Source organism: Humibacillus sp. DSM 29435 (genome assembly GCF_001758225.1).
Taxonomy (GTDB): Bacteria; Actinomycetota; Actinomycetes; order Actinomycetales; family Dermatophilaceae; genus DSM-29435.
Genome location: NZ_MAST01000011.1, coordinates 1 through 20,543, shown reverse-complemented (window position 1 = coordinate 20,543; position 20,543 = coordinate 1). Strand labels below are relative to the sequence as shown.

The following is a 20,543-nucleotide window of genomic DNA, read 5'->3' as shown; positions in this document are numbered from 1 at the left end:
GGATCGGGCCTGTGCGCGTCAGTGACCGAGGCGACCGGCCGTGCCACCGAGGTGCACGACGAGCCGTTCGGCCATGACCGAGGCATTCGCCTGCAGCATCGCGAGGGGCACGCGGGGAAGGTTCTCCTCCCAGTCCAGCAGGGGCGAGCCCCGCAGCTGCAGCATCCGGGCCGGGCGGCCGAAGAAGAACAGGTGCAGGTGCGCGCCCCCGTCGCCGTACTTCGCCAGCTGAACCCGTCCGACCGACGGAACGTGCTCCACGGCATCCGCGATGGTGACGATGAGCTGACACATCTCGGCCGCGAGGTCGGCGGGGAGGTTGCCGAGGTCGTGGTGCTCGAACGGCATGAGGGTCGCCGTCACCGGCAGACCGCTGTCGGCCCTGAGGTCGAGGTGCCACCTCTGGTTGGTCCAGACCCGGGTGGCCCCGTCGTCGGGAGGGGGCGGGCCCTGGGAGCACCAGCACTCGGCGTACGTCTCGCCCCGCCGGGCGGGCTCCCCGTCGGCCAACGGCTGTACCGGCTTGAGCCGCAGAGAGTCCAGCTCGTAGGGATAGACATCCCACCCGGGCATCTGCGAGACCGCAACAGGGAGGCGGCCATCGTCGTCGGTCGCGGCCATAACGCGGGCGTGGAACTGCTCGGGGCTCTCCGGTTCGACCATCGACCCAGTATGCCGACGCCCGACCGGGCCTGTCCTGTCTGCGGCGCGGTCTCGAACGGCCCGCCCTGCTCGAACGCGGCGTTCGTCGTCGAACTCACTGTCGCAACACGGCTTTCGATAGCGAACGCAGCGTTCGGTCGGGGGAATGGGGTGGGAGCGCGCGGTCGTCACGGCGGTCACGCTACCGAGCCCGGTGGCATCCGGGATCCTCCCGTGGGAGGATCCCGACTCAGTCCAGCACGATCCGCCGCTCTGCACCGCGCCGCATGATGCCGTTGCCGGGGCGTGACGATTTCAGGGAACGGGACGTCGTGCCGTACTCTTGACCGTTGGGTGGCGCGTGTCCCGTCGCCCGTTCTTTCTGCTGTCCGGGCACGACGAACACCAAGCAGCGCAACACAACAGATTGACGGAGGATATGGCCAAGAAGGACGGTGTCATCGAGATCGAGGGCACGATCGTCGAGGCTCTCCCGAACGCGATGTTCCGGGTCGAGCTCTCCAACGGTCACAAGGTTCTCGCTCACATCTCGGGCAAGATGCGTCAGCACTACATCCGGATCCTCCCCGAGGACCGCGTAGTGGTCGAGCTCTCGCCCTATGACCTGACCCGCGGTCGGATCGTCTTCCGTTACCGCTGAGTGCGCGGGCCCGGCATCCGCCGGCGTCAAGCACGAGGCACCCACCCGATTGAAACCAGCTCCTGGTCGTCGGCCCCACACGGGGCAGACGCACGGGGGCGTGATCTGAAGACAGCAGGGCTATGAAGGTTCAGCCGAGCGTCAAGAAGATCTGCGACAAGTGCAAGGTGATCCGCCGTAACGGCCGGGTCATGGTGATCTGCGAGAACCTGCGCCACAAGCAGCGCCAGGGCTGAGCAGAGCGTCAGCGGCACCGAGCACGAGTCGAAGACCTTCGACAGCACGCCTAGAAGTACCCGTAGCACGACAGCAGTCACCCGGCCCCTGCGGCCCGGTTCGGTGGAGACATCGAGTCGGCGCAGGACGTCACCCTCGGCACGGAGGCCGAGGACCGGTGGCCCGCCCCGCACAGGGCCGGGCCCGACACCGGATCGGTGACTGCTCCAGACCTCCGCGAAACAGAATCCAGGAGAAACACCAACATGGCTCGTCTTGTTGGAGTCGACCTTCCGCGCGACAAGCGCGTCGAGGTCGCCTTGACCTACATCTTCGGTGTGGGTCGCACCCGTTCGAAGGAGGCGCTGGTCGCGACCGGCGTCAGCCCTGACACCCGCGTCAAGGATCTCGGTGAAGCCGAGCTCGTTGCGCTTCGTGACTTCCTCGAGGGCAACTACCGCCTCGAGGGTGACCTACGCCGTGAGGTTCAGGCCGACATCCGCCGCAAGGTCGAGATCGGCTCGTACGAAGGCATTCGTCACCGTCGCGGTCTTCCGGTGCGCGGTCAGCGCACCAAGACCAACGCGCGCACCCGTAAGGGCCCGAAGCGCACCGTGGCCGGCAAGAAGAAGGCCAAGTGATCGTGAGCCGAGTCGCCACCGCGATTCTCGGCTGCTGATCGTCACCGAATCTCATTCTGACGTAGGAGAAACATGCCTCCCAAGGCTCGCGCGACGAAGGTTCGTCGCAAAGAGAAGAAGAACATCGCCCACGGGCACGCTCACATCAAGAGCACCTTCAACAACACCATCATCTCGATCACCGACCCGCAGGGTGCGGTGATCGCGTGGGCCTCCGCCGGCCAGGTCGGCTTCAAGGGCTCGCGCAAGTCCACCCCGTTCGCCGCGCAGATGGCCGCTGAGGCCGCCGGCCGCCGCGCCATGGAGCACGGCATGCGCAAGGTCGACGTGTTCGTCAAGGGCCCGGGTTCGGGCCGCGAGACCGCGATCCGCTCGCTCACCGCCACCGGCCTTGAGGTCGGTGCGATCAGCGATGTCACGCCCACGCCGCACAACGGCTGCCGCCCGCCCAAGCGCCGCCGCGTCTGACCGGCTGTAGCGAGAGAAGGAAGATACCCAGATGGCTCGTTACACCGGCCCGATCACCAAGAAGTCCCGCCGCCTGAAGATGGACCTCGTCGGCGGCGACAAGTACTTCGAGCTCCGCCCGTTCCCGCCCGGCCAGCACGGCCGTCGCCGGATCCAGGAGAAGGAGTACCTGACGCAGCTGCAGGAGAAGCAGCGTGCCCGCTTCTCGTACGGCGTCATGGAGAAGCAGTTCGTGCGTTACTACAAGGAAGCAGCGAAGCGCCCCGGCAAGACCGGCGAGACGCTGCTCACCATCCTCGAGTCGCGCCTCGACAACGTGATCTACCGTGCGGGCCTGGCCCGCACGCGTCGTCACTCGCGTCAGCTCGTGAGCCACGGCCACTTCGAGGTCAACGGCAAGCGCGTCGACGTGCCGAGCTACCGCGTCGAGCAGTACGACATCATCACCGTGCGCAAGCAGTCGGCCGAGAGCTTCCCGATCGAGCTCGCGCGCCAGACCTACGGCGAGCGCCCGGTCCCGGCCTGGATGCAGGTCGTCCCGGGCTCACTGCAGATCCTCATTCACCAGCTTCCGGTGCGAGCCCAGATCGACAGCCAGCTCACCGAGCAGCTGATCGTCGAGCTCTACTCGAAGAACTGAGGACGAACCGCGTCGGATGCCGCTGAGCTCGCTCAGCGGCATCCGCCCGGTCTCACCCAGGGCTGGGGTCGCAGACAGAGCCGACCCCCGCCGCCCGGATCACGACCGGGCAGCATCACTTCGCGTCATATAGCGGTCGCGAGGTGGGAAGGAAATGAACAGTGCTCATCGCACAGCGTCCCGTGCTCTCCGAAGAGGTCGTGGCCGACAACCGCAGCCGCTTCGCCATCGAGCCCCTCGAGCCTGGCTTCGGCTACACGCTCGGCAACAGCCTCCGTCGCACCCTGCTCTCGAGCATCCCGGGGGCCGCGGTCACCTCGATCCGTATCGACGGGGTGCTCCACGAGTTCTCGACCGTGCCCGGGGTCAAGGAGGACGTCACCGAGATGATCCTCAACATCAAGGGTCTGGTCGTGTCCTCCGAGCACGACGAACCCGTCGTGATGTACCTGCGCAAGCAGGGCCCCGGTGCCGTGACGGCCGCCGACATCACCCCGCCGGCGGGTGTGGAGGTGCACAACCAGAACCTGCACATCGCCACCCTCAACGACAAGGGCAAGCTCGAGATGGAGCTGACCGTCGAGCGCGGTCGCGGCTACGTCTCGGCCCAGCAGAACAAGTCGGGCGACCAGGAGATCGGCCGCATCCCGATCGACTCCATCTACTCGCCCGTGCTGTCCGTGACCTACAAGGTCGAGGCCACCCGAGTCGAGCAGCGCACCGACTTCGACAAGCTCGTCGTCGACGTCGAGACCAAGAACTCGATGACCCCGCGTGACGCCATGGCCTCGGCCGGTAAGACCCTGGTCGAGCTGTTCGGCCTGGCCCGCGAGCTCAACGTCGAGGCCGAGGGCATCGACATGGGCCCGTCGCCGACCGACGCGGCCCTGGCCGCCGACCTGGCGCTGCCGATCGAGGACCTCGACCTCACGGTCCGGTCGTACAACTGCCTCAAGCGTGAGGGCATCCACACCGTGGGTGAGCTCGTCGGCCGCAGCGAGGCCGACCTGCTCGACATCCGCAACTTCGGCGCGAAGTCGATCGACGAGGTCAAGGCCAAGCTCGTCGGGATGGGCCTCGCGCTCAAGGACAGCCCTCCCGGGTTCGACCCGTCAGCCCTGATCGACAACTACGGCGACGACTACGACGACGACGACGAGTCGTTCACCGAAGACGAGCAGCTCTGACCAACCGCCTCGACCATGCCTTCGTCGGCGCCGTCAGCGCAGTCGCTGCGGCTTCCTGAGACGGCCTGGTCAGACTTCTAGGAGAATCACACAATGCCCACCCCCACCAAGGGTCCCCGCGTCGGTGGCGGCCCCGCGCACGAGCGGCTGATCCTGGCCAACCTCGCGACGTCGCTCTTCGAGCACGACCGCATCACGACGACGGAGGCCAAGGCCAAGCGCCTGCGCCCGCTCGCCGAGCGTCTCATCACCTTCGCGAAGCGTGGCGACCTGCACGCCCGTCGTCGGGTGCTGACGGTCGTTCGCGACAAGGGTGTCGTGCACCGTCTCTTCGCCGAGATCGCCCCTGACATGGCGGCTCGCGAGGGCGGCTACACCCGCGTCACGAAGATCGGCGCCCGCAAGGGTGACCGGGCCCCCATGGTCGTCATCGAGCTCGTGCGCGAGCCGCTGTCGGCCAAGAAGGCCACCGTCAAGGAGGCCGAGGGCGCCACCAAGCGTGCCGTCAAGGAGGCCGACGCCGCCGAGGCGGTCGAGGCCACCGAGGCCACCGAGGCCACCGATGCCACTGAGGCAGCCGAGGTGACCGAGCCCGTCGAGGCGGATGCCGCTTCGTCTGCGCAGGACGCTGACGCCAAGGAGGTGCCCGCGGGCGCCGTCGTGGCGAACGAGGACGGCACCTCGCCCGACGAGGCCTACACCGTCAAGGGCAATGCCGACTCGGGCAAGTTCCACGAGCCCGATGGTCAGTGGTACGACCAGACGGTCGCCGAGTTCTGGTTCAAGAGCGCCGACGACGCCGAGGCCGCCGGCTTCACCAAGGCCGGTTCCTGAGCCACCAGGGCCAGACCTGCTTACCCTCGAGAGGGCAGCTCGCCGCTGTTTCGCCGGAACGCTGAGTTCCGCGACGGGCGCGAGCTGCCCTCTCGAGGTATGTCGGGGCTACCAGCGGTGCGCCACGTCGACGACCAGGCGCTGGCTGCCGTCGGCGTTGGGCAGCACGAAGGCCCGCATCGGCAGCCGGGCCCGCACTCCGAGCCCGTAGTCGGTGTAGCCCTCGAAGCTGCCCACGGACCTCAGCTGACGGAAGGTCTGCCAGCCGGTGAAAGTGGTCGTCTTCGGCGCCAGGTTCGACGGCGCGTTGGCCGTGATCTGCAGCTTGGCGCCCCCGGTGACGGGTACCGGCATCCCGCTGCCGGGCCCGGTGACCTGCGTGACGTAGCGCACGCTGTAGCCGAGCGTCCCGTGACCCTTGGCGACGTCGAAGACGACGCGGTCGTAGCACGAGTGCTGCCCTGACCGGGCACCCGTGACGTTGCCGGTCCAGAGCAGACCGGGGGCGGTGGCCTTGGGCAGCGAGCCCCAGGTGATGCCGCAGAAGGGTGCCGCGGCCTGCGACACCGCCGGGCTGGCGGTGGCGGCGCTCGTCGTGGCGACGGCGCCGATGGGCGCCGCCAACGCGAAGACCCCAAGGGCGAGCGCCCCGGAGCGGGCCCGGCGCCATCTCGGGACGGATGGTCGGGTTGCTGTGCTGTTCATGATGCTTCCCCTATCCCCACGGCCGCACCTCGTCGTCCGGCTCGTACTACCAAGACGGCCGAACGGGTCGGCCGGTTGACCGGCGCCCTCTGACGAGTGAACGGGGACGACCGGGCACAATAGCCGGATGCCGCTGCCCTCGCCCGATGTGAACGCCGGGTCCCTGTCGGCTGTCTCACCTCTGCAGCCGTCACCGGGCGCGTTCGTTCGGCTGCGCCTCGACCTTGCCTACGACGGAACCGACTTCGCGGGCTGGGCCCCGCAGCCCAGACTCCGCACGGTGTACGGAGACCTCAGCGCCGCGTTGACGACCGTGCTGCGTCAGCCTCGCCCCGTGCGCCTGACGGTCGCCGGTCGCACCGATGCCGGGGTGCACGCCAAGGGCCAGGTCGCCCACGTCGACGTGCCGGAGTCGGCGCTCGCGACCCTGCCGGGCCGGTCCGACCGAGCGCCCGAGGCGGCGCTCGCGACCCGGCTCCGCGGCATCCTCAAGCACGACCTGGTCGTGTACGAGGTCACCCGGGCTCCGGTCGGCTTCGACGCCCGCTTCTCGGCGCTCGAGCGTCGGTACCGGTACCGGCTCGCCGACCCCGATGCCGTCCGTGACCCCCTGCGCCGACGTGACACGGTCTGGTGGCGCCGCCGGCTCGACGTCGACTCGATGAACCACGCGGCCCGGTCGCTGGAGGGGCTCGGTGACTTCGCCGCCTTCTGCAAGCGGCGTGAGGGGGCCACGACGATTCGCACGCTGGTCGAGTTCTCGTGGGAGCGCCGGACCGACGGGGTGTTGGAGGCCACGGTGCGAGCTGACGCGTTCTGCCACTCGATGGTGCGCTCGCTCGTCGGGGCGGTCGTGCGGGTGGGGGAGGGGCTGCGTGACCCCGACTGGCCCGCCGGGCTGCAGCGTGAGAGGCAGCGGGGTGGCCCGGGAGGCGGGTTGGGTGGAGGCGCCCTCGTGGTGCCGGCTCTCGGCCTGGTTCTCGATGAGGTGCTCTACCCGGCCGACAGCGAGGTCGCTGAGCGAAGCCGCCTGACGCGGGTTCGCCGACACGTGAGCGAGCTCGCGTAGGCCTTCAGCCATCGCTCGGCCTCGGCGACCCCTTGCGACCGTGGGTCGGGCGAGGGCCTTGCTGTGGTTTGATCATCGCCATGACCCCTCGCCCCGCACGGTTCGTCCGGGCCGCGCTGCTCACCGCCGCTCTGGTTCTCGCCGGCTGCGGCACCGGCGAGCAGCCCAGCAGTGACGGCGGCTCGTCGTCGAGCCAGCCGACGACCACCACGACGACCACGACGACGACCACCGCCGCGGCCGGCCCCACCCCGAGCGCTGGAACCGATGCTGGCACCACGCTGCCCGGCGGTGAGGTCACGAGCCGGAGCGGGTCCTACCGGGTCACCGCGCCCGCCGGCTGGGGCGAGGCGACCGACCAGGCCGGCACGGGCATCAGCGGTCTCGACCTCGTGCTGCTCTCCTCGAAGAAGGTGTCCAAGTTCAGCAACAACCTGGTCATCATCACGACGTCCGGCGACGCCGCCGTGGTCGAGAAGGAGCTCGACAAGGGCCGTAGCCAGATGGCGAGCGCCGACCGCGAGGTCGGTGACGCCGATGACGTGCAGATCGCAGGGGTCACCGCCAAGGGGTTCACCACCAAGTTCGAGCAGAAGGGTGTGCGCATCACCGCTCGCTCGTACGCGATGGCGCGCGACGGGAAGGTCTACCTGCTGACCCTCAGCTCGTCGCAGGACGACGCGGCGAGTGCGCTGCGCGCCTTCGGTGAGATCACCGACTCGTGGAAGTGGTTGTGACCACGATCGGCGGGCTGGGCTCCCGGCCAGGGTTTAACCGCGTGACGCGCCCCCTGCGCATGCGTCAGGCTTGACCTTCGTGGGACACCTCGACATCAACTCCGTCTCGTTCAGCCTCCCCGACGGGCGGCCGCTGCTCAACGACGTCTCGCTGCGCGTCGGCGACGGCGCCAAAGTGGCACTGATCGGCCCCAACGGCACCGGCAAGACCACCCTCACCCGCATCGTGGCAGGCGACCTCGCCGCGCATGAGGGCGCCGTCACCCGATCGGGCGGGCTCGGGGTGATGCGCCAGTTCGTCGGCCGGCTGCGCGACGAGTCGACGGTTCGCGACCTGCTGGTGTCGGTGTCGCCGGCCCGCATCCGAGCGGCCGCCGAGGAGATCGACCGCACCGAGGCGAACATGATGGAGCGCGACTCCGAGGCCGACCAGATGGGCTACGCGCACGCCCTCGTCGAATGGGGCGAGGCTGGCGGCTACGAGCAGGAGACGCTCTGGGACAAGGTGACCATGGCCGCGTTCGGGATCCCCTACGACCAGGCGCAGTGGCGGAAGGTGACGACGCTGTCGGGCGGCGAGCAGAAACGTCTCGTGCTCGAGGCGCTGCTCCGCGGCCCGGAGGAGGTGCTGCTGCTCGACGAGCCCGACAACTACCTCGACGTGCCGACCAAGCGCTGGCTCGAGGAGGCGCTCGTCGCCTCGCCCAAGACGGTGCTGTTCATCAGCCATGACCGCGAGCTGCTCGACCGCGTGGCCACCAGGGTGGCCACCCTCGAGCCGGGCGGCGCCGGAGCCAACCTCTGGGTGCACCCCGGCCGCTTCGCCACCTACGCCCAGGCCCGTGACGACCGCAACAGCCGGCTCGAAGAGCTGCGCCGACGGTGGGACGAGGAGCACGTCAAGATCAAGGCGCTCGTGCAGATGCTCAAGGTGAAGGCGAAGTACAACGACGGCATGGCCTCGCGCTACCAGGCGGCTCAGACCCGCCTCGCGAAGTTCGTCGAGGTGGGCCCTCCCGAGGAGACGCCGACGACCCAGAAGGTCACAATGCGTCTCAGCGGCGGCCGCACGGCCAAACGGGCCGTCATCGCGACCGGCCTGGAGCTGACGGGCCTGATGAAGCCGTTCGACCTCGAGGTCTGGTACGGCGAACGGCTGGCCATCCTGGGCAGCAACGGTTCGGGCAAGTCACACTTCCTGCGCCTGCTCGCCAGTGGGGGCACCGACCCCGACCGCGAGCACCAGCCGGTCGGTGACGTGCGTCCCGACCCGGTCGAGCACTCGGGTCTGGTGCGACTCGGTTCGCGGGTGCGACCCGGCTGGTTCGCCCAGACGCACGAGCACCCGACCCTGACGGGGCGCACGCTTCTCGAGGTGCTGCACCGCGGAGACGAGCACCGCGACGGCAAGCCTCGCGAGGAGGCCGCCAAGGCGCTCGACCGCTACGAGCTGGCCCGGTCGGGGGAGCAGACCTTCGAGTCGCTCTCGGGCGGGCAGCAGGCCCGGTTCCAGATCCTGCTGCTCGAGCTGTCGGGAGCCACCATGCTGCTTCTCGACGAGCCCACCGACAACCTCGACCTTCAGTCGGCCGAGGCCCTCGAGGAGGGGCTCGAGCGGTTCGACGGCACCGTCGTCGCCGTCACCCACGACCGCTGGTTCGCCCGTAGCTTCGACCGCTATGTCGTGTTCGGTGCCGACGGAAAGGTCTACGAGTCGACCGAACCGGTCTGGGACGAGGGCAGGGTCGTTCGCGCGCGGTGACCCCCGTGGGTGAGACTGGGGCGGTGCCCACCATCACCGGTTTCGACCACGTCGCCCTCACCGTCGCCGACCTCTCCGTCAGCGTGCCGTTCTACACGGCGCTCTGGGGGTTGCCGCCGGTTGCGAGCATGAACGACGGCTCGTTCCGGAGGCAGGTCATCGCGCTGCCGGGAGGCACCAACCTCGGGCTGACCGAGCACGACCGGGCGGGCGCGGGCTTCGACCCGACTGCCGCTGGGCTCGACCACATCGGGTTCGCCGTGGCCGACCGCGACGAGCTCGCGACGTGGGTGCGTCACCTCGACGGGCTCGGGATCGAGCACTCCGGCCCGGTGGAGGCCGACTACGGGGTGGCGGTCAGCTTCACCGACCCCGACGGCGTCGCCCTCGAGCTGTTCGTCGGCCGCCGCGCGACGTAGCCACGACCCTCGCCCACCGGGAGACTCCACGGCATCCGACTGCTGGCACCGTTGTGCAGTCAGGGTGCGCGGCAGGGTGGAGGAGTAGCGTCGACGGATGGTCATCGCCGAGCTCGCCGTGCCCGTGGTTGCCGCCCCCATGGCGGGTGGCCCGTCGACGGCCGAGCTCGTGGCGGCGGTGGGGGAGGCCGGTGGGCTCGGCTTCCTGGCCGGTGGCTACCTCACGGCTGAGAGTCTCGCCCGCCAGATCGCCGACGTGTGGGACGCCAGCTCTCGACCCTTCGGGGTCAACCTCTTCGTGCCCGACCACGCGAACACCTACCTGCCCGATCGTCCGCGCGGTCTCTCGGGTCACGACCGGGCCCAGGCTGTGGCGCTCTACCGTGACGCGCTCGCCGGTGAGGCCGCTCAGCGGGGGGTCGAGCTGGCAGAGCCCGGCGTGGGCATGCCCGACGCCTGGGAGCGTCAGCTCGACCTCGTGGTACGTGAGCGCGTGCCGGTGGTGTCGTTCACCTTCGGCCTCCCCGGCGCCGCCGTGTTCTCCGAGCTCTCCCGGGCGGGCATCGAGACCGTGGTGACGGTGACCGACCACGACGAGGCGACCGCCGCCATCTCGGCCGGTGCAGACGCGCTCTGCCTGCAAGGACCGGATGCCGGCGGCCACCGGGGAACGCTCGACCCGGCCAAGCGCCCCGCCGTCGCCAGCCTGGCCGAGCTCGTAGCGGCGGTGCGGCCCTTGACGCAGCTGCCGCTGATCGCGGCCGGAGGCATTGCCACCGCCGAGGGCGCTGCGGCCATGGTCGCAGCGGGGGCGGATGCCGTGCAGCTCGGCACCGCCTTCCTGCTCACGCCGGAGGCGGGCACGAGCCTGGCCTATCGCCGGGCGCTCGCCGACCCTGCGCTCACCACCACCACCGTGACTCGGGCGTTCTCCGGGCGGTGGGCGCGGGCCCTGACGACCGACTTCGTTCTCCGTTACGGCCCGTTGGCGCCGGCGGCCTACCCCGAGGTGCATCACGTGACCGTGCCGCTGCGTCGGGCCGCGGCCGCCACCGACGAGCCCGAGCTGCTCGCACTGTGGGCGGGTACCGGCTGGCGAGAGGCCACCGCCGTTCCGGCCGCCACCGTGGTGGCCCACATCGCGCGGTCGCTGACGGGTCGCTGACCCTGCGACGGTGCGTGGCACAGGGACTGACCCGGGTGCCGTCTGCTGTCGTCGTGGTCGGCGGCATACGGTTGGCTCGTGCCCAGCGCTGAAGGAAACCTGACCTGGCTGCCCCCTGCCGACCACTCCGGGCTGCTGACGCCGTCGGTGGCTCTAGCGCTGGCGGGGCTGCCTGACCCCGACGCCGTGCGCGTGGCGGCGATCGACCCGGGTCTGGCCGACACGGCAGCCTTCTGCTCCGCCTACGACGTGTCGCCGGACGCCTCCGCGAACTGTGTCGTCGTCGAGGCCCGGCGCGGCGAGGTCTCCACGATCGCCGCCGTGCTCGTGCTGGCGACCGATCGCGCCGACATCAACCGGGTGGTGCGCCTTCATCTGGGTGCCCGCAAGATCTCGTTCGCCGACCAGGGCCGGGTCGAACAGCTCACCGGCATGCAGAGCGGCGCCATCACGCCCATCGGACTGCCACCGGACTGGCCGGTGCTGGTCGACGAGGCGGTCGTCGCCGCCGGGCCGGTCGTCGTCGGCGCGGGCCTGCGAGGGGCCAAGCTGCTCGTCGACGGAGCGGTGCTGGCCGCTCTGCCGAACGCGGCCACGCTGGCACTGGCGGTTCGTCCCGAGGGCCGCTGACCCAGCCTGTCTGGCCGGCGAGGTCCGGGGCGGGGCGAGGACAAGGCGGGGAGGACAAGGCGGCAAGGGCGAGGCGGGGAGGTCAAGGCCGCGCAGGGCGAGGCAGGCGACAGCCCCGGCCGGAGGGGGCAGCGATCCGGCCGGGGCTGTCTGAGAGGAGTCCTGGAACGAGCCGGGCCAGCAGGGCGATCTGAGGGTGTGGGGAGCCCCTGATCGCCCTGCTCGCTGCGGCACGCGGGCGGTGCGGTTTGGCTGTGGTCAGCCGGCGACGCTCCACAGCATCCTGGCGCGTTCGGGCGCCGTGGTGCCGCCCCAGATGCCGAAGGGCTCCGGAACGCTGAGGGCGTGCTGCAGGCAACGGGCGACCACCGGGCACGCGGCGCACACCGCCTTGGCCGCCTCGGTCTGGTCGTTGCGAGCCCGACGACCCTGGTCGGGGTCGTCGGTGAAGAACTGCTCGACGTCGCGCCCCCGGCAGAGGCCCTTCTGCTGCCAGGCGTAGTTGTCGAGGATGGGGCGGGGGAGGCGGGTGACGGTGCTCATGGTTCCTCCGGTTGCACTGAGTGGGGACGCCGGTGTGGCGTGATGGCAAACTTACGCAGAAATTACGCAACGCACAAGAGTTCAGACCCGCCTATGATTGAAATGTCGCCAAGATCACGCCCGTTGGCGAGCGGCCGAAGCGGTCGCCACGCGGCTGAACCCGACACTGGATGTGGTTGATGAGTGATGAGGAGCCGGCGCCGCAGCGCAGCCCCCGCCGACGTGCCGCACTTCCAGAGCTCGCCTGGCCGGTCGGCGCGGTGGCCGAGAGGCTGGGGGTGTCCGCCTCCACGCTGCGCTCCTGGGACCGCCGACACGGCATCGGGCCCACCAGCCGCACCGACGGGCGGCATCGGCGCTACTCCGAGAGCGACATCCGCCGGGTGATGCTCATGGCGCGACTGACGGCTCATGGCATCCCGGCCCAAGCGGCCGCCCTCGCGCTCGACGAGATGGACGACGACGCGGTGGCCCAACGGCTCCAGGGTTCAGTGACCGGCTCCGGGCCTCTTCGCAACGATGCAGAGACGGTTCCGCCGTCCGTCGCACCGGCGGACTCGACGGAAGGGCCGACGCGGCCGACGCGGCCGACGCGGGCGCAGCCTGCAACGAGCGCCGCCGGCAGCACGTCGCCCGGGGTGCGCATGATCGACTCGATCGTCTCCACCGCCACGGCCCTCGACGGGCAGGGGTTGTCCACGCTCTACCGGCAGAGTCTGCGTCAGCACTCGGTGGCCGAGGCGTGGAGTGAGATCTTCGTTCCGGCCCTGAGCCGCATCGGCGAGCTCTGGGCCGATGGAGGGGTGGGAATCGAGGTCGAGCACCTGGCGAGTGAGCTGCTGCAGAGCGAGCTCCGTGGGGTCTCGCGCGCTCAGCGGCTCCGGGTGGTCGGGCCCCCCGTCGTGCTCGCCAACGCCGACAACGAGCTGCACCACCTGCCGTTGCTCGCGCTCGAGGCCGGGCTCGCCGGGCAGTCGGTCGCCACCTTGTTCCTCGGCCCCCGGTTGCCGACCGAGTCGCTCATCGACGCCCTCGTCCAGACCAGGCCCCGGGTGCTCTTCCTGTGGGCGTCGCTGGCGCGGCGACACCGAGAGCCGCTCTGGGACGGTCTCCAGACGGTCGACTGGCCCTTGGCGGTGGTCATCGGCGGGCCGGGCTGGCCCGAGCACGTCGACCACCGCAACCCGCACGTCACGCTGAGCCGCGTCGCCGACTTCGCCTCGGCCGTGCGGGTGCTGGTAGCCGCGAACGGCGCCGATGCGACCGATGCAGCCGTGTCCGATCGCTCAGGTCCCGAGGGTTCCTAGCCTGACGACGGGGCGGCCCGTCCGCCCGCCCGCAAGGATCGTCAATTGGTTTGAAAGATTTTGCAGCCACCTCTGGCGTGTTGTCGTGGGTCTTCGCTAGGTTTCGCGTTGTCGTCGGGACCCGAGATCGGGAGCGTCCGCACGGCCCGTCACGAAGGAGTGCCGCATGCGTCGCCGATCCATCTTCTCCGCCACCGGGGTGCCGGCTCTGGTCGCAGCCCTCGCCGGTGCCGTCCTCACTGTTCCGGTCGTCGTCGCGCCCAGCGCCGGGGCGGCAGCGGCGATGGTGGCCGCCGACGCTCCTCGCACGGCGACCATCGCGGGCTCGCTCCAGAACGAGCTGGGCTGTTCCGACGACTGGCAGCCCGACTGCGCGGCGACCGACCTGACACTGGCGCCAGGAACGACCGCCTACACGGCGACCTTCGCGCTGCCCGCGGGCTCCTACGAGTTCAAGGTCGCCATCGACCATTCCTGGGACGAGAGCTACGGCAAGGCAGGCGGCAACTACGCCCTGGTGCTCCCGGCCGCCGCGACGTTGCGGTTCGGCTACGACGACAAGACCCATGCGATCACGGTCGAGCCGACCGACCTCCCCGTCGACCAGCCTGGCCCAGCCACGGCCGCCGACCGCAGGCTCGCCGCTCCCTCGCTGCGCACCGGCGCCACCCGCGAACGCTTCTACTTCCTGATGGCCGACCGGTTCGCCAACGGCGACACCGCCAATGACGAGGGCGGCCTCACCGGCAGCCGACTCGAGACGGGCTTCGACCCCACCGACAGCGGTTTCTACCATGGGGGAGACCTCAAGGGCGTTCAGCAGAAGCTCGACTACATCAAGGGCCTGGGCACGACCGCCATCTGGCTCACGCCTTCGTTCAAGAACCGCCCGGTCCAGGGTGTCGGGTCCGACGCCAGCGCCGGCTATCACGGCTACTGGATCACCGACTTCACCCAGATCGACCCGCACCTGGGCAGCAACGCCGAGATGAGGTCGCTCATCGACGCGGCGCACGCCAAAGGCATGAAGGTCTACTTCGACATCATCACCAACCACACCGCCGATGTCATCGACTACCAGGGCGGTCAGCACGGCTACGTCTCGAAGGAGACCAAGCCCTACCAGGATGCCGCTGGCAACGTGTTCGACGACGCTGCCGTCGCGGGCACGTCGGCATTCCCGGCGCTCGACGCGAACACCTCCTTCCCGTACCGGCCGGTGTTCCCCACCGCGGCCGACAGAGAAGTCAAGGTGCCGGCCTGGCTCAACGACCCGACCATGTACCACAACCGCGGCGACTCGACCTTCGCCGGCGAGAGCTCGACATACGGCGACTTCGTCGGGCTCGACGACCTGTTCACCGAGCGGCCCGAGGTCGTCAAGGGCATGGGCGAGATCTACAAGCAGTGGGTCGACTTCGGCATCGACGGCTTCCGCATCGACACCGTCAAGCACGTCAACCTCCAGTTCTGGCAGACGTTCGGGCCCGAGATCCTGAACCACGCCCAGGCGATCGGCCGCAAGAACTTCTTCATGTTCGGTGAGGTCTACGACGGCAACCCCGCCTACACCAGCACGTTCACGACGGCCGGAAAGCTGCCGGCAACCCTCGACTTCGGCTTCCAGGGGGCCGCGCTCGGGTTCGCCCAGAGCAAGGCCACCACCGGGGTGCGCGACCTGTTCGCCGGCGACGACTACTACACCGACACCGACTCCAACGCCTACGAGCTACCGACCTTCCTCGGCAACCACGACATGGGCCGGGTCGCCATGATGCTGAAGGGCGCCGGCTACGCCGGCGACGAGCTGCTGAGGCGCGACCAGCTCGCCACGTCGCTGATGTTCCTCAGCCGTGGGCAGCCGGTCGTCTACTACGGCGACGAGCAGGGCTTCACCGGTTCCGGCGGCGACAAGGCCGCCCGTCAGGACATGTTCGCCACCCGCACGCCCTCGTACGCCGCTGACCCGATCGTCGGCAGCAGCGCGCCGGCAGGCACCGGCGAGCACTACGACACCAGCGCACCGCTCTACCGCCAGATCAAGGCTCTTTCGGCCCTGCGCACGAAGTACCCGGCGCTCTCCGACGGCGCCCAGGTGCACCGCTACGCCTCCGACAGCGCCGGCATCTACGCCTTCTCACGCATCGACAAGGCCGCCAAGCGTGAGTACGTCGTGGTCGCCAACAACGCCACGACCCCGAAGACGGCGACGTTCTCGACCTACGCCGACGACGACTTCCTCATCCCGATCCTCGGCGGCGGCAAGCCGCTGGTCACCGACGGCACCGGCCGGGTCACGGTGACCGTTCCGCCACTCACCGTTCGCGCCTACCGCGCCTACGCCACGATGAACCGGGGCCCGGCCAGCGCGGTCTACCCCGTGACGCCGAGCGCCGGGTCGGTCGTCGGCGGACGGGCCGAGATCCGCGCGGCCGTTCCGGCCAACGCCTTCAGTGAGGTGACCTTCCTCTATCGCACGGCCGGCACCAGCGCCTGGACGCCGATAGGCACCGACGACAACGCGCCCTACCGCGTGTTCCATGACGTCAGCGGTCTGGCCAAGAACTCGATCGTCGAGTACCGGATGGTCGCCAAGGACGCCTTCGGACGCGTCTCGGCCACGTCCACCTACGGCGTCGTCGGCGAGCCGACCACCGCCGGGGGTGGTGACGGCGGCACGCCGACCGGCCCGGTGGTGCAGCCCGACAACGTCTCCGTGCCGGGCACCCACAACTCCGAGATGGGGTGCTCCGCCGACTGGCAGCCCGACTGCACGCAGGCCCAGCTGGTCCGCGACGTGAAGGACGACATCTGGAAGGGCACCTACCCGATCCCGGCCGGTGACTACGAGTACAAGGCCGCGATCAACAAGAGCTGGGACGAGAGCTACGGCGTCGGCGGCACATCCGGCGGGGCGAACATCGCCTACACCGCCACCGGTTCGCCGGTCACCTTCTACTACGACCACCGCACACACTGGGTGACCAGTGACGTGCAGAACCCCATCCTCACCGCTCCCGGTAGCTTTCAGAGCGAGCTCGGCTGTGCGGGCGACTGGCAGCCCGAGTGCATGCGCTCGTGGCTGCAGGACCCTGACGGCGATGGCACCTACGTGTGGAGCAGCGACCAGATCCCAGCGGGCAGCTACGAGTTCAAGGTCGCCCATGGGCTGTCCTTCGACGAGTCCTACCCTGCCGACAACGTGGCCTTCACCGTCCCGGCGGCAGGGGTGCTCACGACCATCAGCTACCGTCTCTCCACCCATGAGGTGACCGTGAAGACCTCCAAGGCGGGCGCAGCGCCCGACCTCAGCAAGGCCAAGGCCTACATCGTCTCGAAGAACCTCGTGGCCTGGCCGGCCAGCGGCATCCCGGCGGGTGTCGACGTGCGAACGTTGACGTGGCGCCTCCAGTGGTCGGCCAAGGGTGGCCTCGGCCTCGACGCCGAAGCCGTGACGGGAGGCTCGGTCGCCACCCTGACCCGTGACCCGGCCGGCCTGCCGGCATCCCTCGTCGCCGAGCACCCCGAGCTCACGGGCTACGTGGCGCTACGCGTCGACCGCAAGACGGCCCGGTCGATGGGCCAGATCCTGAAGGGGCAGGTGGCCGTCGGGCTCTTCGACGACGCCGGCAGCCTGCTCGACGCCAGCGGGGCCCAGACCGCGATCGCGCTCGACAGCCTGTATGCCGCCAAGGCCGCTCAGGGCTCCTACGGTGTGACCTTCTCCGGTGGCAAGGTCGGCTTCCGGCTGTGGGCACCGACGGCACAGACGGTCGACCTGCTCACCTGGCCCGCCGGCTCTCACGCGAGCAGCTTCGCGACCCGCACCCCGATGAAGCGATCCAGCGACGGTTCCTGGTCGGTGACCCGGCCGGGCGCAACGAAGAACGCCCGTTACCTCTACGACCTGAAGGTGTACGCCCCGACCACCGGCAAGGTCGAACGCAACCGGGTCACCGACCCGAACTCCGTTGCCCTGACTCTGAACTCCACCAAGTCGGTGGCCGTCGACCTCAAGGATGCCGCCTACGTGCCCTCGGTGTGGAAGAGCACCCCGGCTCCGGCCCTCGCTCAGTCGGTCGACTCGACCATCTACGAGCTGCACATCCGCGACTACTCGATGAGTGATGCGAAGGTTCCCGCCAAGGTGCGCGGCAGCTACCTCGCCTTCGCTGAGAACGGCGACGGGCGGGCGCACCTGAAGTCGCTGGCCAAGGCCGGCCTGAACACGGTTCACCTGCTGCCCAGCTTCGACATCGCCTCGATCGAGGAGAACCCGGCCAAGCAGCAGACTCCCGACTGCGATCTCGCCTCGTACGCCCCTGACAGCACCGAGCAGCAGAAGTGCATCAGTGCGGTGGCGAGCAACGACGCCTTCAACTGGGGCTATGACCCCTACCACTGGAGCGTGCCCGACGGTTCGTACGCCTCGAGCGCCAAAGCAGCCGACGGCGGGTCCCGGGTCGCCGAGTTCCGCACCATGGTGGGGTCGCTGCACCAGGACGGTCTGCGGGTCGTGCTCGACCAGGTGTTCAACCACACCGCCGCCTCCGGCCAGGACGACAAGTCGGTGCTCGACCAGGTCGTGCCCGGCTACTACCACCGTCTCAACGCGACCGGCGCGGTCGAGACCTCGACCTGCTGCCAGAACGTCGCCACCGAGCACGCGATGGGCCAGAAGATGATGGTCGACTCGGTGGTGTCGTGGGCCCGGAACTACCGCGTCGACGGCTTCCGCTTCGACCTGATGGGCCACGCCAGCAAGGCCAACATGCTCGCGGTGCGCGCTGCCCTCGACCGGCTGACCCTCAAGAAGGACGGAGTCGACGGAAAGTCGGTGTACCTCTACGGCGAGGGCTGGAACTTCGGCGAGGTTGCGAACAACGCCCTGTTCACCCAGGCCACGCAGGGCCAGCTCGGCGGCACCGGCATCGGCACCTTCAGCGACCGGCTCCGCGACGCTGTGCGCGGCGGTGGGCCGTTCGACGAGGACCCCCGCGTGCAGGGGTACGGCTCCGGGGAGTCGACCGACGACAACGGTGCGATGAACGCGGCCGGTGACCCGGTCAACGCCGATGCCGCGAAACGGCTGGCCCACGACACCGACCTGGTGCAGCTCGGGCTGGCGGGCAACCTCCGCTCGTTCAGCTTCCGCAGCCAGGGCAGCGGTGAGGTCGTCACCGGCACCCAGGTCGACTACAACGGCCAGCCGGCCGGTTACGCCGACCAGCCCGACGAGGTGGTCAGCTACGTCGACGCCCACGACAACGAGACGCTCTTCGACTCGCTCACCTACAAGCTTCCCGTGGCGACCTCGATGAGCGACCGGGTGCGCATGAACACCCTGTCGCTGGCCACGACTGCGCTCTCGCAGACACCGTCGTTCTGGCACGCCGGAGCCGACCTGCTGCGCAGCAAGTCGCTGAACCGTGACTCCTACGACAGCGGCGACTGGTTCAACCGGCTCGACTGGACCGGCGCCGACAACGGCTTCGGCCACGGACTGCCGCCGGAGGAGCAGAACTCCGCCAAGTGGCCGTACATGTTGCCCCTGTTGGCCAACCCGGCCCTCAAGCCGTCGGCCGGTGACGTGCAGATGGCGAGTGCGATGAGCCAGGACCTGCTGCGGTTGCGGTTCAGCTCGCCGCTGTTCCGGCTCGGCACGGCGGCAGCGATCAACGCGAAGGTCTCGTTCCCGGCATCCGGCACGAGCGATGCCCACCCCGGCGTGGTTGTGATGCACATCGACGACACGGTGGGCCCCGACGTCGATCCGTCGCTGCGCGGCGTCGTGGTGGTCTTCAACGCCACCCCGCAGGCCGTCACCCAGAAGGTCGACGGGCTCTCGGGCCCGCTGACCCTCAGCTCGGTTCAGGCGAGCGGCGCAGATGCAGTGGTCAAGACCTCGTCGTACGACGACGCGAGCTCGAGCGTCACGGTGCCGGCGCGCACCGTGGCGGTCTTCGTGGAAGGCAACTAGGGCGTGTCTGCTAAGTCTTGGCTCGGTGGGTGAGGACGATGAGTCCGAGCAGGACTCCACCGAGGTAGGTGACTGCGTACTTGTCGTAGCGGGTGGCCAGTCCGCGCCATTGCTTGAACCGGTTGAAGGAGCGCTCGACGGTGTTGCGGAGTTTGTAGGCCTCGGCGTCGAACGCGGGTGGCCGCCCGCCCTTGGATCCCTTGCTTTTGCGGTAAGCGATCTGGTCGCTGCGTTCGGGGATGGTGTGCTTGATCCGCCTCTTGCGCAGGTAGGTTCGCGTGCTCGGGTGTGAGTAGGCCTTGTCCGCCAAGAGCCGGAAGTCCAGGTCGTGCCCGCTCTGGGTGAGGGCCTGGACCAGTGGGGCGAGCATCGGGTTGTCCCCGGCCTGACCTGCGGTCAGTAACGCCAGGACCGGCGTGCAGCTCGCGTCCGAGAGTGCGTGCACCTTCGTGGTCAACCCGCCGCGAGAGCGACCCAGCGCATGATCAGGCGGTTCCCCGGGCACGACCCCAGATTTCTTGTAACTCGATCCTGCCCCCTGTGTCCTGAGTGGGGTCGGTGGCGACCGAGTCCCGGCGTGCACCTGCAGCGTGCTGATGTGCGCGCACCACGGTCGAGTCGATCGACAGGATCGCCTCGACTTCCTCGGGGCCGAGCCCAGACTGTTCACTCACCACTGCCAGCATCCGCCCGTAGGTCCCGTCTGTGGACCACAGCCGATGTCGTTGCCACACAGACTGATAGGGGCCAAACACATCCGGCAGATCACGCCACGGCGAACCCGTGCGGAACCGCCAGGCGATCCCCTCCAGCGTTTTGCGGTGGTCATTCCACGGGCGCCCGCGACGCCCGGCATCCTGCGGCATCACGGGCTTGAGCAGATCCCACAGCTCGTCACTGATCACACCATCACGAAGCATGAGTGCCACCATTCCCG

18 protein-coding genes and 1 pseudogene are annotated in these 20,543 nt (G+C 69.3%); 15 read left to right on the top strand and 4 right to left on the bottom strand.

Translation table 11 applies throughout. The annotated features are described in order from the left end of the window. Window positions 1-18: 18 nt before the first annotated feature. Entirely contained in the window at window positions 19-663 is a 645-nt protein-coding gene (locus BA895_RS08715; RefSeq protein WP_083283146.1) for a hypothetical protein, read from the bottom strand. A gap of 418 nt (window positions 664-1,081) precedes the next feature. Here BA895_RS08715 and infA point away from each other — a divergent pair, with 418 nt between their 5' ends. From infA to rplQ, 7 genes are all read left to right on the top strand, one after another. Next, complete coding sequence (infA, locus tag BA895_RS08710; RefSeq protein ID WP_013493543.1) at window positions 1,082-1,303, top strand: translation initiation factor IF-1; 222 nt, start codon at window positions 1,082-1,084, stop codon at window positions 1,301-1,303. Between the two features lie 122 nt (window positions 1,304-1,425). Next, entirely contained in the window at window positions 1,426-1,539 is a 114-nt protein-coding gene (gene rpmJ, locus BA895_RS08705; RefSeq protein WP_006592630.1) for a 50S ribosomal protein L36, read from the top strand. Window positions 1,540-1,785: 246 nt separating this feature from the next. Next, window positions 1,786-2,160: a 30S ribosomal protein S13 gene (gene rpsM / locus BA895_RS08700; protein ID WP_070191512.1), complete on the top strand. Its 375-nt coding sequence runs from the start codon at window positions 1,786-1,788 to the stop codon at window positions 2,158-2,160. 72 nt (window positions 2,161-2,232) lie between these two features. After that, window positions 2,233-2,628 (top strand): 30S ribosomal protein S11, encoded by a 396-nt coding sequence (gene rpsK, locus BA895_RS08695; RefSeq protein ID WP_070191511.1) that lies wholly within the window; start codon window positions 2,233-2,235, stop codon window positions 2,626-2,628. 31 nt (window positions 2,629-2,659) lie between these two features. Beyond that, window positions 2,660-3,268, top strand: a complete 609-nt coding sequence (rpsD, locus tag BA895_RS08690; protein ID WP_070191510.1) for a 30S ribosomal protein S4 — start codon at window positions 2,660-2,662, stop codon at window positions 3,266-3,268. Between the two features lie 161 nt (window positions 3,269-3,429). Further along, the gene (locus BA895_RS08685; RefSeq protein WP_070191509.1) at window positions 3,430-4,455 is read left to right on the top strand and encodes a DNA-directed RNA polymerase subunit alpha; all 1,026 of its coding nucleotides are present in this window, start codon (window positions 3,430-3,432) and stop codon (window positions 4,453-4,455) included. Between the two features lie 93 nt (window positions 4,456-4,548). Continuing rightward, entirely contained in the window at window positions 4,549-5,289 is a 741-nt protein-coding gene (gene rplQ, locus BA895_RS08680) for a 50S ribosomal protein L17 (protein WP_070191508.1), read from the top strand. A 108-nt stretch (window positions 5,290-5,397) separates the two neighbouring features. Here rplQ and BA895_RS08675 read toward each other — a convergent pair whose 3' ends face one another. Then, window positions 5,398-5,994, bottom strand: coding sequence for a hypothetical protein (locus BA895_RS08675; protein WP_083283145.1), 597 nt, complete (start codon window positions 5,992-5,994; stop codon window positions 5,398-5,400). A 127-nt stretch (window positions 5,995-6,121) separates the two neighbouring features. On the opposite strand from BA895_RS08675, the gene BA895_RS08670 reads away from it, so the two are divergent. The 6 genes from BA895_RS08670 (at window position 6,122) to BA895_RS08645 (ending at window position 11,776) form a co-directional block, all read left to right on the top strand. Beyond that, the gene (locus tag BA895_RS08670; RefSeq protein WP_083283144.1) at window positions 6,122-7,063 is read left to right on the top strand and encodes a tRNA pseudouridine(38-40) synthase TruA; all 942 of its coding nucleotides are present in this window, start codon (window positions 6,122-6,124) and stop codon (window positions 7,061-7,063) included. An 80-nt stretch (window positions 7,064-7,143) separates the two neighbouring features. Beyond that, window positions 7,144-7,800 carry a hypothetical protein gene (locus BA895_RS08665; protein WP_070191593.1) on the top strand — a complete coding sequence of 219 codons (657 nt, stop codon included), beginning with the start codon at window positions 7,144-7,146 and terminating at the stop codon, window positions 7,798-7,800. A 79-nt stretch (window positions 7,801-7,879) separates the two neighbouring features. Next, on the top strand, window positions 7,880-9,562 hold the full coding sequence (locus BA895_RS08660) for an ABC-F family ATP-binding cassette domain-containing protein (protein WP_070191592.1): 1,683 nt from the start codon (window positions 7,880-7,882) through the stop codon (window positions 9,560-9,562). Between the two features lie 23 nt (window positions 9,563-9,585). Then, a complete protein-coding gene (locus BA895_RS08655; protein ID WP_139142579.1) occupies window positions 9,586-9,981 on the top strand; it encodes a VOC family protein in 396 nt (131 codons plus the stop codon). Window positions 9,982-10,078: 97 nt separating this feature from the next. Then, a complete protein-coding gene (locus BA895_RS08650) occupies window positions 10,079-11,146 on the top strand; it encodes a nitronate monooxygenase (RefSeq protein ID WP_070191506.1) in 1,068 nt (355 codons plus the stop codon). Window positions 11,147-11,224: 78 nt separating this feature from the next. After that, window positions 11,225-11,776 (top strand): YbaK/EbsC family protein, encoded by a 552-nt coding sequence (locus BA895_RS08645; protein ID WP_070191505.1) that lies wholly within the window; start codon window positions 11,225-11,227, stop codon window positions 11,774-11,776. 258 nt (window positions 11,777-12,034) lie between these two features. Here BA895_RS08645 and BA895_RS08640 read toward each other — a convergent pair whose 3' ends face one another. Further along, on the bottom strand, window positions 12,035-12,319 hold the full coding sequence (locus BA895_RS08640; protein WP_070191504.1) for a WhiB family transcriptional regulator: 285 nt from the start codon (window positions 12,317-12,319) through the stop codon (window positions 12,035-12,037). Window positions 12,320-12,498: 179 nt separating this feature from the next. On the opposite strand from BA895_RS08640, the gene BA895_RS08635 reads away from it, so the two are divergent. After that, window positions 12,499-13,626 (top strand): MerR family transcriptional regulator, encoded by a 1,128-nt coding sequence (locus BA895_RS08635; RefSeq protein WP_175442281.1) that lies wholly within the window; start codon window positions 12,499-12,501, stop codon window positions 13,624-13,626. A gap of 166 nt (window positions 13,627-13,792) precedes the next feature. Further along, window positions 13,793-19,606, top strand: a complete 5,814-nt coding sequence (gene pulA / locus BA895_RS08630) for a pullulanase-type alpha-1,6-glucosidase (protein WP_070191502.1) — start codon at window positions 13,793-13,795, stop codon at window positions 19,604-19,606. Window positions 19,607-19,616: 10 nt separating this feature from the next. Here pulA and BA895_RS23060 read toward each other — a convergent pair. Next, window positions 19,617-20,526: pseudogene (locus BA895_RS23060) on the bottom strand (IS5 family transposase). Window positions 20,527-20,543 lie beyond the last annotated feature (17 nt).